General features: G+C 59.7%; 17 protein-coding genes and 1 pseudogene. 16 read left to right on the forward strand and 2 right to left on the reverse strand.

Going from position 1 to position 14537, the window contains the following annotated elements:
* Positions 1–134 precede the first annotated feature (134 nt).
* The 4 genes from QM701_RS09320 (at position 135) to QM701_RS09335 (ending at position 6303) form a co-directional block, all read left to right on the forward strand.
* On the forward strand, positions 135–2669 hold the full coding sequence (locus tag QM701_RS09320) for a circularly permuted type 2 ATP-grasp protein (protein ID WP_415166795.1): 2535 nt from the start codon (positions 135–137) through the stop codon (positions 2667–2669).
* Positions 2670–2671: 2 nt separating this feature from the next.
* On the forward strand, positions 2672–3604 hold the full coding sequence (locus QM701_RS09325; protein ID WP_415166796.1) for a transglutaminase family protein: 933 nt from the start codon (positions 2672–2674) through the stop codon (positions 3602–3604).
* 191 nt (positions 3605–3795) lie between these two features.
* Positions 3796–5211: a circularly permuted type 2 ATP-grasp protein gene (locus tag QM701_RS09330; protein WP_415166797.1), complete on the forward strand. Its 1416-nt coding sequence runs from the start codon at positions 3796–3798 to the stop codon at positions 5209–5211.
* Between the two features lie 156 nt (positions 5212–5367).
* On the forward strand, positions 5368–6303 hold the full coding sequence (locus tag QM701_RS09335; RefSeq protein ID WP_415166798.1) for an alpha-E domain-containing protein: 936 nt from the start codon (positions 5368–5370) through the stop codon (positions 6301–6303).
* Here the strand turns inward: QM701_RS09335 and QM701_RS09340 are convergent.
* The gene (locus tag QM701_RS09340) at positions 6252–7316 is read right to left on the reverse strand and encodes an integron integrase (protein WP_415166799.1); all 1065 of its coding nucleotides are present in this window, start codon (positions 7314–7316) and stop codon (positions 6252–6254) included. The genes QM701_RS09335 and QM701_RS09340 overlap by 52 nt on opposite strands.
* A gap of 143 nt (positions 7317–7459) precedes the next feature.
* Between QM701_RS09340 and QM701_RS09345 the strand changes: the two genes are divergently transcribed.
* The 6 genes from QM701_RS09345 (at position 7460) to QM701_RS09370 (ending at position 10693) form a co-directional block, all read left to right on the forward strand.
* Positions 7460–7981 carry a hypothetical protein gene (locus QM701_RS09345; RefSeq protein WP_415166800.1) on the forward strand — a complete coding sequence of 174 codons (522 nt, stop codon included), beginning with the start codon at positions 7460–7462 and terminating at the stop codon, positions 7979–7981.
* A gap of 73 nt (positions 7982–8054) precedes the next feature.
* Entirely contained in the window at positions 8055–8279 is a 225-nt protein-coding gene (locus QM701_RS09350) for a hypothetical protein (RefSeq protein WP_415166801.1), read from the forward strand.
* A gap of 80 nt (positions 8280–8359) precedes the next feature.
* On the forward strand, positions 8360–8716 hold the full coding sequence (locus QM701_RS09355; RefSeq protein WP_415166802.1) for a hypothetical protein: 357 nt from the start codon (positions 8360–8362) through the stop codon (positions 8714–8716).
* A 9-nt stretch (positions 8717–8725) separates the two neighbouring features.
* Entirely contained in the window at positions 8726–8806 is an 81-nt protein-coding gene (locus QM701_RS09360) for a DUF1010 domain-containing protein (RefSeq protein ID WP_415169370.1), read from the forward strand.
* A 420-nt stretch (positions 8807–9226) separates the two neighbouring features.
* A complete protein-coding gene (locus QM701_RS09365; protein WP_415166803.1) occupies positions 9227–9658 on the forward strand; it encodes a hypothetical protein in 432 nt (143 codons plus the stop codon).
* A 414-nt stretch (positions 9659–10072) separates the two neighbouring features.
* Positions 10073–10693 carry a hypothetical protein gene (locus QM701_RS09370; RefSeq protein ID WP_415169452.1) on the forward strand — a complete coding sequence of 207 codons (621 nt, stop codon included), beginning with the start codon at positions 10073–10075 and terminating at the stop codon, positions 10691–10693.
* Here QM701_RS09370 and QM701_RS09375 read toward each other — a convergent pair.
* Positions 10656–10778: pseudogene (locus QM701_RS09375) on the reverse strand (IS110 family transposase); the annotation flags it as partial. The gene QM701_RS09370 and the pseudogene QM701_RS09375 overlap by 38 nt on opposite strands.
* Before the next feature lie 261 nt (positions 10779–11039).
* Between QM701_RS09375 and QM701_RS09380 the strand changes: the two are divergent.
* The 6 genes from QM701_RS09380 (at position 11040) to QM701_RS09405 (ending at position 14530) form a co-directional block, all read left to right on the forward strand.
* On the forward strand, positions 11040–11345 hold the full coding sequence (locus QM701_RS09380) for a hypothetical protein (protein WP_415166804.1): 306 nt from the start codon (positions 11040–11042) through the stop codon (positions 11343–11345).
* 93 nt (positions 11346–11438) lie between these two features.
* Positions 11439–11744, forward strand: coding sequence for a hypothetical protein (locus tag QM701_RS09385; protein ID WP_415166805.1), 306 nt, complete (start codon positions 11439–11441; stop codon positions 11742–11744).
* A 151-nt stretch (positions 11745–11895) separates the two neighbouring features.
* A complete protein-coding gene (locus tag QM701_RS09390; RefSeq protein WP_415166806.1) occupies positions 11896–12615 on the forward strand; it encodes a hypothetical protein in 720 nt (239 codons plus the stop codon).
* 30 nt (positions 12616–12645) lie between these two features.
* The gene (locus QM701_RS09395) at positions 12646–13506 is read left to right on the forward strand and encodes a hypothetical protein (RefSeq protein WP_415166807.1); all 861 of its coding nucleotides are present in this window, start codon (positions 12646–12648) and stop codon (positions 13504–13506) included.
* Between the two features lie 60 nt (positions 13507–13566).
* Positions 13567–13953, forward strand: a complete 387-nt coding sequence (locus QM701_RS09400; protein WP_415166808.1) for a hypothetical protein — start codon at positions 13567–13569, stop codon at positions 13951–13953.
* A gap of 115 nt (positions 13954–14068) precedes the next feature.
* Positions 14069–14530: a GNAT family N-acetyltransferase gene (locus tag QM701_RS09405; RefSeq protein WP_415166809.1), complete on the forward strand. Its 462-nt coding sequence runs from the start codon at positions 14069–14071 to the stop codon at positions 14528–14530.
* Positions 14531–14537: the final 7 nt, after the last annotated feature.

Below are 14537 nucleotides of genomic sequence, written 5' to 3' on the forward strand. Positions count from 1 at the left end.
CGGCGGTCGCGGAGAGGACCCGGGACTTCAGGCGGCCCCGTCGGGTGACCCCGTAGCCGCCACAAAAACCGGCTCTTTCGCTTTTCGCCGCGTCCGCCGTGGTGAAATACGTTTTTGACCGACGACTCCGCACCATGCCGCGCACCCTGCTCGCGAACTATCCGCGCAAGACCGACCGCTTCGATGAGATGCTCGCCGACAACGGCCGGCTGCGGCCGTCCTGGCGGGTTTTCTTCGATCATCTGGACAGCGCCACGCCGGCGCAGATGCGCCATCAGCTCGACTACGTCCGCCGGCGCATCCTGGAGAACGGCGTCACCTACAACGTCTACGCCGACCCCAAGGGCGCCGACCGGCCATGGGAACTCGATCCGCTGCCGCTGATCCTGTCGCAGGAGGAATGGAGCGGCATCTCGGCGGCCGTGACGCAGCGCGCGCGCCTGCTCAACGCCCTGCTCGCCGACCTCTACGGCGCGCAGGAACTGCTGCGCGACGGCAGCATCCCGCCGGCGCTGGTCTACGGCCACAACGGCTTTCTCTGGCCCTGCCAGGGCATCCGTCCACCCGGCGACACCTGGCTGCACCTCTACGCCGCCGATCTCGCGCGCTCGCCCGACGGGCGCTGGTGGGTCATCGCCGACCGCACGCAGGCGCCCTCCGGCGCCGGCTACGCGCTGGAGAACCGGGTCATCGTCTCGCGCCTGTTCCCCGAGAAGTTCCGCGAGCTCGGCGTGCATCACCTGGCCCAGTTCTTCGCCGCGCTGCAGGAAAGCCTGGCGCACTGGGCGCCGCAGGACGGCGACGGCGCCAACCCGCTGGTCGTGCTGCTGACGCCGGGACCGTACAACGAGACCTACTTCGAGCACGCCTACCTGGCGCGCTACCTCGGCTACCCGCTGGTCGAGGGGCAGGACCTGACGGTGCGCGAGGACCGCGTCTACCTGAAGACTCTGACCGGCCTGAAGCGCGTGCATGCCATCCTGCGCCGCCTCGACGACGATTTCTGCGATCCGCTCGAACTGCGCGGCGATTCGGCGCTGGGCGTTCCCGGCCTGCTGCAGGCCGTGCGCGCCGGCACGGTGCTGGTGGCCAACGCGCTCGGCAGCGGCCTGCTGCAGTCCGCCGCGCTGCCCGGCTTCCTGCCCGGCGCCTGCGAAAAACTGCTCGGCGAGACGCTGCGCATGCCGTCGGTCGGCACCTGGTGGTGCGGCGAGCAGGCGGCCCTGGAGTTCGTGGTCGAGCACCTCGACCGGCTGGTCATCAAGGGCGCCTTCCCGTCGCAGCGGCTCGATCCGGTCTTCGGCAGCGACCTGCGGGGAGCGCCGCGCGACGAGCTGATCGAGCGCCTGCGCGCCCGGCCGCAGGCCTACGTCGCGCAGGAACTCGTGCGCTTCTCGCAAGCCCCCTCGTGGAGCGCGCCGCACGAGCGCCGCCTGCTGCCGCGGGGCGTGGCGCTGCGCGTCTACGTCGCGGCCACGCCGCAAGGCTACCGGGTGATGCCCGGCGGACTCACCCGCGTCACCTCGGCGACCGACGCGCGCTTCATCTCGATGCAGCGCGGCGGTTCGAGCAAGGACACCTGGGTGCTCAGCGACGAGCCGGTCAACACCTTCAGCCTGATCAAGCCGATGATCGGCAAGGCCGATCTCGTCCGCAGCGGCAGCAACCTGTCGTCGCGGGTGGTCGAGAACCTATTTTGGTTCGGACGCTACACCGAGCGTTGCGAGGACATGGCGCGGCTGCTGCGCATCGGCCTGTCGCGGCTGGTCGACGCGGGCACCGAGGACGACACGCGTGCCCTGATGTCGGCCTACGAGACCGGGCGGGCGCTGAAGCTGCTGCCCGAGGCGCCGGGCAAAAAGCCGAGCCGGCGCGACGTCGAGGGGCAGCTGCTGGCCGCGTTGTGCGGCGGCGAATGGGGCGACGGGCTGGCCGGCGGCATCCGCCGCCTGCTGTGGGTCGGCGCGCAGGTGCGCGAGCGCTTCTCGCTCGACAACTGGCACGCGCTCAACCGCCTGCAGCACCAGCTGCAGGCGTACGCCAAGACCCGGCCGGCGCTCGGCGAGGCGCTCGCCTTCCTCGACCAGCTGCTGCTCGCCACCTCGGCGCTGGCCGGCTTCGCCATGGACGACATGACGCGCGACGACGGCTGGCGTTTCCTGATCATCGGCCGCCGCATCGAACGCCTGATCTTCCTGGCCGACGCCATCGCCCAGTTCCTGCGCCTCGAATCCACGCGCGCCCCCGGCTGCGTGGAATGGCTGCTGGAACTGGCCGACAGCATCATCACCTACCGTTCGCGCTACATGGCGCAGCCGGAACTGCTGCCGGCGATCGACCTGATCGTCCTCGACGGCGCCAACCCGCACGCGGTGCTCTTCCAGGCGCAGACGCTGACCCGCTACCTCGGCCGCCTGGAAAGGGAACTCGGCAGCCTTCCCGGCGAGGCCGGCGGAGACGCCCTGCGCGCCGGCCTCGCCCGCCTGCGGACGTTCGACCTCGACCGTTTCGACCAGCGCGATTCCCCGGCCCGCCGGAACGGCGGCGGCCGCGAACTGGCCGGCCTGCTCGACGGGATCGCGCAGGATGCGGCGAATCTTTCCGACCGGCTGGCCATGCGCTACTTCACCCACGTCGGCGACGTCGGCCGGCAGACGCTGGCGGCCTGAACATGAACGCCCCGGCCCGCTACCACGTCGTCCACGAGACGCGCTACGACTACGAGAGCCCGGTCTCGATCTCGCGCCAGCACCTGCACCTGACGCCGCGCGACTGCCCGTGGCAGACCTGCCTGGAACACGCCGTGAGCATCGACCCCCGCCCCGGACTCGAAGCATCGCGGCACGACGCCTTCGGCAACCCGGTGCTGCAGTTCGCCATCGAGTCGCCGCACGCCAGCCTGCAAGTGCGCGCGGCGAGCCGCATCGAGGTGCGCCCGCGCCGGCCCGCGGCCCGCCTCGCCGGATCGCCCGCCTGGGAGCGCGTGCGCGACGCCCTCGTCTACGGCGCCCGCCCGGTCCGCCTGGACGCCAGCGCCTACCTTTTCGAATCGCCGTACGTCCGGGTCAAGCGCGAGTTCGCCGCCTACGCGGCGCCCTGCTTTCCCCCCGGCCGCCCGCTGCTCGAAGGCGTGCGGACGCTGATGGCGCGGATTCACCGGGAGTTCGAGTTCGACCCGCAGGCCACCACCGTGGCTACGCCCGTGCTCAAGGTGCTCGAGGACAGGCGCGGGGTATGCCAGGACTTCGCACACCTGATGCTCTCCTGCCTGCGCTCGCTCGGGCTGCCGGCGCGCTACGTCAGCGGCTACCTGCTGACCCGGCCGCCGCCCGGCAAGCCGCGCATGGTCGGCGCGGACGCCTCGCACGCATGGATCTCGGCGTACTGTCCCGGCGCGGACGGCGATGCGTGGGTCGACTTCGATCCGACCAACGACCTGCTGCCCGACACGCAGCACATCACCCTGGCCTGGGGCCGCGACTTCGGCGACGTGTCGCCCTTGCGCGGCGTGATCCTCGGCGGCGACGCCCACGCGCCGGAGGTCGCCGTCACCGTCACCCCCTGCGGGGAAGAGCCGTCCGCGGACCGGGACGGCACGGAATAAGCCGGCGCCCGCCTTCCCGCCCGCTTTTTCCGGGAACGTTCCGCCTTCCCGTGGCGCGATTGGTGCGCCGCCGCCCAACGTTGGTGCATCGCCCGCGCGCCCCGGCGCCAAAACCCGCTTGCGCGCGGGGATTTGGCGGATGGCACGTTTTCTGCTGCTAACCCATCGCTTCCATGGCTGCGGCAACGATCATGACAACCACGTTCTTCAACGAAATGTACGATGCGGCGGGAGCGGTGAGGTCCCACTACCAGGCCTATGCCGACTGGCTGGCCGCCACGCCGGAGGAGCGCATCGCGCGCAAGCGGGCCGAGGCCGACATCGCTTTCCACCGGGTCGGCATCACCTTCGCCGTGTATGGCGAGGAAGCCGGCAAGGAACGCCTGATTCCCTTCGACATCGTCCCGCGCATCATTCCCGCCGGCGAATGGCATGAGCTGCGGAACGGCCTGCGCCAGCGGGTCAAGGCGCTCAACGCCTTCCTGCACGACATCTACCACGGCCAGGACATCCTCGCGGCCGGGCGCATTCCGCGCGAGCAGGTCCTCGACAACGCACAGTTCCGCCCGGAAATGCGGGGCGTGGACGTCGCCGCCGGCATCTACGCGCACATCGCCGGCGTCGACCTGGTGCGCGCCGGCGCGGGAGAGTATTACGTGCTGGAGGACAACCTGCGCGTGCCGTCCGGCGTGTCCTACATGATCGAGAACCGCAAGATGATGATGCGGCTCTTCCCCGAACTCTTCGCGCGCAACAAGATCGCGCCGGTGCAGCATTACCCGGACCTGCTGCTGGAAAACCTGCGCACCGTCGCGCCGCACGGCGTCGAGGACCCGACTGTGGTCGTGCTCACGCCGGGCGCCTACAACAGCGCCTACTTCGAGCACACCTTCCTGGCGCAGCAGATGGGCGTCGAACTCGTCGAGGGCCGCGACCTGTTCGTCAGGGACGAAACGGTTTACATGCGCACCACGCAGGGACCGCAGCGCGTCGACGTGATCTACCGCCGCCTCGACGACGATTTCCTCGACCCGCTGGCCTTCCGCAAGGACTCGATGCTCGGCGTGCCCGGACTGCTCGCCGCCTACCGCGCCGGGCGCGTGACGCTGGCCAACGCCATCGGCACCGGCGTCGCCGACGACAAGTCGATCTACCCCTACGTGCCGGAGATGATCCGCTTCTACCTCGGCGAGGCGCCGATCCTCAACAACGTGCCGACCTACATGCTGAGGAAATCCGAGGACCTGGCCTACACGCTGGAGCACCTGCCCGAACTCGTGGTCAAGGAGGTGCACGGCGCCGGCGGCTACGGCATGCTCGTCGGCCCGGCCTCGACGAAAGCGCAGATCGAGGACTTCCGCCGGCGCATCGTCGCCGCGCCGGAAAAGTACATCGCCCAGCCGACGCTGGCGCTGTCCGGCTGCCCCACCTTCGTCGAATCGGGCATCGCCCCGCGCCACGTCGACCTGCGCCCGTTCGTGCTCTCCGGCAGGAACATCGAGATGGTGCCCGGCGGCCTGACGCGCGTCGCCCTGCGCGCAGGATCGCTGGTGGTGAATTCCTCGCAGGGCGGCGGCACCAAGGACACCTGGGTACTCGAAGACTAGCGCTCAGCCACGATGAATCAAACGAACCTTTCAAAATCCGTCATTCCGGGCCTGATCCTGAATCCAGCGACGCACCGCCGGATTCCGGCTTACGCCGGCATGACGTGGTTATCCTCTGTTTTCCATATGACTGGACGCTAGGGACGGGAGAAGGACATGCTGAGCCGCACCGCCGACCACCTCTACTGGATGTCGCGCTACACCGAGCGCGCCGAGAACCTGGCCCGCCTGCTCGACGTCACCCACCAGATGTCGCTGGTCCCGAAATCCGTCGAGGCCGAGAACCAGAACTGGGGCGCGATTCTCGCGCTGAACAGCCTGGAAGCCCGGTTCGCCGAGTCCTACGACGAGATCAACGCGGAAAACGTCCTGCGCTTCATGGTCATGGACCCGAACAACGTCTCCTCGATCTACAGCTGCCTGCGCGCCGCGCGCGAGAACGCCCACGCCGTGCGCGGCACGCTGACCGCGGAAACCTGGGAAAGCTGCAACATGACCTGGATCGAAGTGCGCGGCCAGCGCTTCGAGCAGATCACGACCGCCGGCATCGGCCAGTTCTTCGAATGGGTCAAGCTGCGCTCGGCGGTGATCCGGGGCGTCACCTTCGGCACCATGCTGCAGGACGAGGCGCACCACTTCATCCGTCTCGGCGGCTACCTCGAACGCGCCGACAACACCGCGCGCATCCTCGACGTGAAGTACCACGTGCTGGACGGCGACGACGAGGAAACCAGCGATTTCTACCAATGGGGCGCCCTGCTGCGCTCGCTGTCCGCCTTCGAGGTCTACCGCAAGGTTTACCGCGACGTCATCACCCCGGCGCGCGTCGCCGAACTTCTGATGCTGCGGCTGGACATGCCGCGCTCGCTGCACGCCTGCATGCGCGGTGTGGTGCGCGTCCTTGAAGCGATCAAGAACGGCCAGTCCGCCGAAACCGAACGCCTCGCCGGCATCCTGCACGCGCACATCCACTACGCGCGCATCGACGACATCCTCAAGGACGGCCTGCACGAATACCTGACGGATTTCATGGATCGCATCTACGAACTCGGCGACGGCATCGGCCGGGATTTCCTGGTGCCGGCGGAGTAGCGCCGGAGCCGATCACGCGGCGGCCAATCGATCCAGCGGACCTGCCACCCGCGCCCGCCGCGATTCAGCACGTGCGTGTAGATCATCGTGGTCGACACGTCCGAATGCCCGAGCAATTCCTGGACCGTGCGGATGTCGTAGCTTGACTTCAGCAGGTGGGCGGCGAAGGAGTGTCGCAAGGTATGCGGTGTGGCGGGCTTGTCGATCCCGGTATTGCGCACGGCCTGCCGAATCGCCCTTTGCACCGACTGATCCATCATGTGGTGGCGGCGCACCGCTCCTGAACGCGGGTCGACCGACAGCCCGGCCGACGGAAAAACGTACTGCCAGCCCCATTCCCGCCCGGCCGACGGATACTTGCGGTCCAGTGCGTAGGGCAAGTACACCTCGCCGTGGCCGGCCGCCAGATCCCGACGGTGCAACTCGCGCACCCGCACCAGATGTTCGCGCAATTCCGATTCAAGCGCGACCGGCAGCATCGTCACCCGATCCTTTGCCCCCTTGCCGTCGCGTACCAGGATTTCACCACGCCCGAAGTCGACGTCCTTCACCCGCAGACGCAAACCTTCCATGATGCGCATGCCTGTTCCATACAGCAGGCGCGCAACGAGACCGGCGGTGCCTTCCATGCTGGACAGCACCGCGGCAACCTCACCATGCGTCAACACCACCGGCAACCGCCTGGATGTCTTGGCGGCCTCGATCTTGTCCAGCCACGGCAATTCGACGCCAAGCACCTCCTTGTAAAGAAACAGCAAGGCGCTCTTGGCCTGGTTCTGAGTCGATGCCGCGACTCTCCCCTCCACCGCAAGATGCGACAGAAACGACTGCACCTCCTCCACACCCATTTCCCGCGGATGCCGCTTGCCAAAATGCCGGACAAATCGTTTAATCCAGTCGCCGTACGCCTGCTCGGTACGCATGCTGTAGTGCTTGAAACGAATTCGTGCCCGGACCTGATCCAGCAATCTTGGCGGCGAAATGGGGGCGACAAATGACGGTTTTTCTGGCATTTTAGGCTCTATTAAATATCGAACAACTCCATGATTGAATTGATCTTATCATATACAACTGTATTTATATACAGCATAATTTACCATTTTATACGTCATGACGAAAAGTTTTCCGTCATTGGCCATACTTAACGTTCGGCACCATGAAAAACGATCAGTTGCTCCGACTCAACTTTGATGGCTGGCCGTTGCCGGATGCTTACCTTCTGGAGCTTGGTCGCGTTTGCGCACTTTGGGCAACGCTTGAGTCTTTCCTGAACACGTGTATCGGGAAGCTAGCGGGTTTCAACGACCTATTCGACCCCAAAGCATTCATTCTCGTCACCCATTCAAGCTTTCCGCAACGACTAGATATGTTGGCTGCGCTCTGTGAGCAGTTGCTTAACGAGTTTCCGAATCTCAAGGGGTATGGGGCTGTAGTCCAGCAGCTGCGCCAAGCTCAAAAGCTCCGGAATGACTACATGCACTACGGTATGGCGCTAAACCCTGAACTCGGTAAAGTGCAGATGGCGAAGGGCACTGCTCGCGGTTCCGTCAAAGTGGGCGTTGAAACCGTAACGGTTGCAGACCTAAGAAGGGCTACCGTAGCAATTCACGAAGCCAATCTCGCGCTGTATAAGCTTGTTCTTAGCCGCACGATTGAACCTATATGGTCGCGCAAATGACGCCGAACCCTGCGGTCAACCGGACCTTGCGCATAAAGCCGCGCAAGGCCGGTTACCTTGAACGTTAGGTGACATGAAGCGCAGATCTCGTTCGGGCATGCTGGATCACAGCGACGAAGCGGCTGCAATGTCGCAAGAAGAGTTCGAGTCCGAGATTCAGCGTTGCGTGTGGGGCGCGGAGAACGGTGGCACTTCTCAAGGGCGGAAATCGTATTTCAAGCGGCTGGTGTGGCTTGAGAAGCAGCGCGAAGAATTGTTCGGCATCACCGCGCCCAGGCGGGCATTTCGGGAGCGATAAACATGTCATCTAACCTGTCATTCCAGCGGACCGGCTTCGCCGGCCGCTGAACTCAATCGTTAGTCCTTAAGGAGAGAGGGATGGAAAACGAAACTTATCTCGCAACAATCAGTGGGCTATCGACACTTTTAGGACGGCCTCAGTTACTTACTAGTGGCAATGGTGCACGTTTTACATCGGCAACTAAAGGTAAAGTCACCGTTTACCACAGAGACATTGCCGCCGGAAACCAGACAGAAGTAGCATTTCACATTGTTTCAATGGCACACCGTCTCGGAACTTCCGAGTCCGAGTTTCGCGCTCTTGTTCAGGTATGGAAACAGCAAACAGGCCGTTCCGTACAGATGAACCAGCAATATATTTGGCCGCGCGTTGGGCTTTCCAGCCCTGAGCAAGCAGCGACTTTAATCACACTGATCCAATCAAGAATTGAGTAGTCTTTTTTTATCCAAACTTATTCATGCGTTGGGTCTAACCCGGCGCTCAAGCCGACCCGCCTACAGCGGGCGGCTTACCTAGGCCGTTAGAGCGACAAGCGTGCGATCAGGGACCACTACTTTCTTTGCAGCCAGTCTGGGTGCTGTCTCAAGCACCATCTGTCTCGCTGTTGTCTTCTTGCTTAATTTTTCTTGGCTTACCGGCCTTGTCGTTTTGTCCGGAACTCCTACCGCAACACTTCTTTTCTGGGTGCTTCCTTCAAGTTTTCTATATTCAGTCCTTCCTGAGGGCGGCGGCCCGGCTACGGTACTGCTTTTTTCATTTTCCGCATGGCTCCAGTTCGCCATCCTATTTTCTATCATGTCTTATTTTCTGCTGAAGCGGCGCTCTAACAAGGCGCTCAACCCGGACGCGCGGCAAGAGCCGCACGCCGGTTAGCTTCGTTAGGGGCTTCCACATCACCTATGACCGAACGAGTCCAAAAACTGAAAACACCGCAGGAGTGTGCGGTGTTCGAGAAGAACGTCACGGAGCGCGGTCGCCCAGATCTTGCGGTGGCCGCACGCAAGCGGGCGCTTGAACTTCGGGCTGAACAATATGGGGCAACCACCGAAGTTGAGAAAGAGTGCCTTGAGGCTGTATATGCCTATGAACGGGTTTTGTCCGCGAAAAACGGAAAAAATACGCGGGCGTCTCGCACTTGGCAGATGATCGAGCGTCACGGAATCATTGGCGCAGTCGAACGTGCCGTGAATCGAGATACCGAAACCATCGGCTTCACAGAGCTTCTCAATATGGGCCTAGAGGATTACGCTTTTGAATTAGTAGTTGTGCGTCATCCAGACCTGTTTTCAGCCGAAGCAGTCCAACACTCACAGGCTCGCGTCGAAGAGTGGAAAAATCGCCCCCAACCCGGCAGTCAACCGGACGCTGCGCAATAAAACCGCGTAGCGCCGGTTACTTCCACGTTAGGTACTATGGATCTCCGTTCTTCGATTCAATGGGCCGAGAGCGAAATTGAAAAACTTCCTCCCGAGCTACTGTGGCGAGACTCTGTTCTTGCCTAGCTTCGATACTGTGCTGCTGTGGTGGATGGACAGGATTCGCCCGATCGCCTGGAAAAACTGACGATGGGTTGGATTGTTAGTCGAGAGTTGGATGGCTACGAACCCGACACTCTTCAAAAAACGGTATCTCAAATATCTTATGACTTACAGCAGCTCTATCTTTCCTATGCAGCAAAGGTGCGTCTTGGTATTCACTGTAGCACCTAACACTTCGGTCAAGAGGGACGCTCCGCCGGCGAGCCGGCTCCGCGCCCCTTACCTCTAACGTTATACCTCACTGGAGCCCATATGCATGACATGCTGAAAGAAAAACAGAAGACACGCCTTAGTCTCCTCCACAAGTTGTATGAACTCTCTGGCGGAGATCAGCACCAGTACATTAATGGAGGAGTTCTGGCCGAGGCCTGTGGCATCTCAGATACAGATCAGTTTAAGACCGCCATAGACTATCTGGAGGGCGAGTACCTTGTCGAAACAAAGCGAGTTTCGATGGGAATTCCTGCACTGCTTCGCATAAAACATGCAGGCGTTGTGGAAGTTGAGGGGGCATTCTCCAAGCCGAACGAACCAACATCACACTTCATGCCTGTGAATGTGCTCTATGTAAATCAAATGGTGGGTTCATCGATACAGCAAGGCACAATTAACAGCACCCAAACATCAACCATTTCCTTTGAAGTTGGAGCCATCGAAGAACTGCGAAAGTTCGTTGAAGTTGCATCCACTCTTATTGCCACCACAAACCATAGCGATCTGGCTTGGCAAGAAATTAAAGCTGAAATCGATACTCTCCAAGCTCAGTCCGAATCACCAAAACCGAAGGTGACAATTGTTCGTGAGTGCTTGAATAGCATAAGTCGCCTGTGCGAGGGAGCCGCAGCAGGTGCTCTCTTGCTACCTTCGGCTTGACCAACACCGCCTTCCCTAGATTATCCACTCCATGAATCGCAAACACGTTCTTGGCAAGATCGACCCCAACCGTAATAATGCTCATGGACTTCCACTTTCGTGGTTTCAAATGGACGACTTCGACATCACCATTTTGGCACTTCGTTGCCGCGCGGCTTCAATTCCGCTCCCTCGGGACGGGGAAGTCCCTTTCATTCGTTAGGCATACAGCAAATGCCCATGTTCACATTTGGCCGAAAAACCGAAACTGACGTAGTGCTTCGGCGGCACGGAGGCCCGGAAAAGGCGGGAATGATCGTCGCTGTCGTAGAACGCAGTTCACGATTTGCTGGAAGGAAAATCGTCCGTGGAGGATGTCGAGACCGTCCTAACCTCTGCGATCATAGAGGGAAGGCGCGACATTTGGGATGCGGCAGGCACGTGGCTTTTGAAAGTGCAAAAGTATTACCCATCCGTTGGTCACGTATGGATTGATCTCGCAAAACATCCTGATGCAGAAGTACGTTATCGGGTCGCCTGTCACATCATTGATCTGCCAGAGGCCACATGCACGGAGGTATATGCGTTGCTCAAGGACGACAAAAGCAAAAAGGTGCGAACCCAAGCCGAAGGCAAGTGGAACTACCGGCAGAACCCGGAAAAATATGCCTAACAATTCCGTCGAGAGGGATGTCCGCAAGCTGCGCTTGCGGTTCCCTTCGCCTTCGGCTCCGGCCGCCCCTCACGTCAAACGTTAGGCGCTCCAATGGCAAAGTTTCCATTTTCAGACTTACATAGCTTTAAAGATTATGTTGGCTTCGTAGGCATGTGCGCACCCGACCAATTCCCAGCGCGAGAGGGGGTAGATCCGGAGTATCAGTGGTCACTTGACCTAGCTTTCAAAGGACTTTACGAAGGACTTTCCTACATAAATCGCAAGAAAGTCGTGTATGAGGCATGTACTGTACTTTTTAATGAGGCTTACGAACTTTACAAGAATGGCGATAGTCAAGGCGGTTACTTTAAGGTCAATGAAGTGCAAAAATTAATTAAAAAAATCCCATCTCAATGAGAAAGCCTAACCAAGCGTTCAACGCGGACAGCTTGCAGAGGGGCATTTACTTCGCAAATTTTGCTCCCCGCTGCAAACCACTTCGCCGGCAGGCCGGCTCCGTTCTGCCGGTTAACTTGGCGTTGGGCCAGAAACAGAGGATCTTCCATCAGTGTCTTCCATTGACATTCATTCAGTGATGCGGAATCTGGCCACAAGACGGCCAATATTCCATTCCGAAGCGGACTTTCAACATGCACTGGCATGGGAACTTCATGCTTTGGACCCTAGCCTTGAGATCAGATTAGAAGTACCAGCGAACTACAAGTCCCAATCTAGGGCCTTCATTGATCTCTTGGCTCGTAAGGGCAGAACCACAATCTTCTTTGAGCTTAAGTACAGGACGATAAATATATCTATTGAGCACAAGGGAGAAACGTTCAATCTCAAAACGCAAGGTGCTCAAGATCAAGGCTCATATGACTTCTTGAAGGATATCTCCAGAGTAGAGTCATTTGTAAATAGCACTAAGCCTGCTTTGGGGTACGCAATCATGCTAAGTAATGACAGAAGATATTGGACGCAGAGAAGAGGTATAAATCCGATTGATGCTGATTTTCAGCTTCTTGATAATCGCGTCCTGTCGGGGCAGTTGGGTTGGGCGGCACATGCTGGTGTAGGCAGCATAAAAAGGAGAGAATCTCCTATAGATTTAGAAAGAAGTTATCCAATTAAATGGCTTCCATACTCAGAGATCGCAGGTTCCAATGCTTCTCAGTTTAGGTACTTGTCTCTGGAAGTTACTGCTGAAGGGCAGACATGTGAAGTTGCCCAACAAGGCACTCCAGCCGACGTCCTTGCCGCCGCTTCGCGTCGTCAAGGCCGCGGCTGAGTTTGGGTGTTAGCCTTACCTGGAGAGATTATGGCAACGGCCACAATTGCAGCGCCAATGTTTGGCGACAAGCTGTATCAGGAGCGCGCGCGATCTGCGTTTCCGCTCTTGGTGAGACAAGCTGAAGCAGCTACGCCAATTTTCTATTCCTCGTTGGCACGCGAACTTGGCATGTCGAATCCGCGCAACCTAAACTATGTGCTTGGTTGCATCGGACAAACGATTCAACATATTTCGCGGCAAAAGAACGAGCCTATTCCCCCAATCCAGTGTCTGGTGGTCAATAAGGCTACCGGCTTCCCGGGAGAGGGAATCGGTTGGTTCGACATAAAGATGGATGACTTCTCGTCACTTCCATTGAAGAGACGAAGAGAGGTCGTTCAAACGCAACTTCAACGAGTCTATGACTATCCACTATGGTGCAACCTGCTTTCAGAGCTTGATCTAACCCCCGTTGAGACAAACTTCACTGGCGCGGTACGGGCGGCTTCCTCTTACCGTGGAGGTGGCGAGAGTGTCGAGCACAGGAAACTAAAGGAGTTTGTCGCCGCTAACCCTTTAGTGGTCGGCCTGCCAGCCTCAACATCTAAAGGGGAAACTGAAGTTCCATTGCCTTCCGGCGACTGCCTTGATGTGTCTTTCCAAGCCAAGTCTCTTTGGGTAGCGGTCGAGGTGAAATCCGCCATATCAAGCGAGGCCGATATCACCCGTGGCATCTTCCAATGCGTCAAATATCGTGCAGTACTTGATGCGGCGTTGCTGGCTGAGCGTCGCCCTCAGAATTCTAGGGCCATTCTTGTGCTGGGTGGCAGCATGCCCTCAGACCTTCTTCCGCTGGCAAACCTGCTGGGCGTTGAATTCGTCCATCAAGTTTCTGGCGGGCAAGGCTAACAATTCATTCAAGCCGACGCCGCTTCGCGGCGCGGCCTAATTCAGGCGTTAGGTGTATCCATGAAGAAACTACTTCCTCTACCGCTCATCTGTCTTGGAGTAACTACTGTGCACGCAGGCACCGGCCTCGATTTCTCTGATGTAACCAGCCGAGAAAAAGCAGAAGCGCTTCACGCGCACGGAAAGCTCGAGAAAATTCTACTTTTCCCAAGCGAGTTTGGAGGGAAAGACATCCCGCAAAACTCGGTATTTGTTCCTCCTAGCATTTCAGAAATCAAGAACCGTCTCACCGGTACTCTTGTTCGGTTTGTAGGTGAGGGGCAAATCAACAAGCTCACAGTCGAACCTAAGTACAAGGGTGACAGCTTCATTCCGTCACGCATCAAGATGCGCGCATGGCATACAGACAAAAAAGGGGAATTCACCCCTTCTATCGAAGTTTGGTAGCAGCCCTGAGCACACCTAACACCACATTTAAAAACGCTCCCTCCGGTCGCTCGGACGCGCCGTAAGCGGCGCGCCGTTTAATTCACGTTAGGCGGCAGATTCAAGGATGAACACCATGCACATCGAGACCCGAGTTGACGATTTGTCTTCGCCTGCGGTGCAGGCTTTGATCACAGAACACCTCGCAGGCATGAACACCAATTCGCCTCCGGGTCACGTCAAAGCGCTCGCGCTCGATAGCTTGCGCCAGTCCGACATCACGTTTTGGTCCGCGTGGTGCGGCCAGAGCCTCTGTGGTTGCGGGGCGCTCAGAGAGCTCGACAGTTCAAGCGGTGAGATCAAGTCCATGCGGACACGGGCCGCTTTCCTTCGAAAAGGCGTTGCTCAGACGGTTCTCAACGAAATCCTACGCATGGCGCGCAGCAGAAAGTACAAGCGTCTGTACCTTGAAACTGGAACAGGCCCAGCATTCGCTGCCGCCCACTCGCTGTATCTCCGTAACGGCTTCAACTGGTGTGGCCCATTTGGCAACTATGACGCTACCGACTTCAACGTCTTTATGGAGAAAACTCTATGAGAGCGCT

Source organism: Propionivibrio sp., assembly GCF_047602565.1.
Taxonomy (GTDB): Bacteria; Pseudomonadota; Gammaproteobacteria; order Burkholderiales; family Rhodocyclaceae; genus Propionivibrio.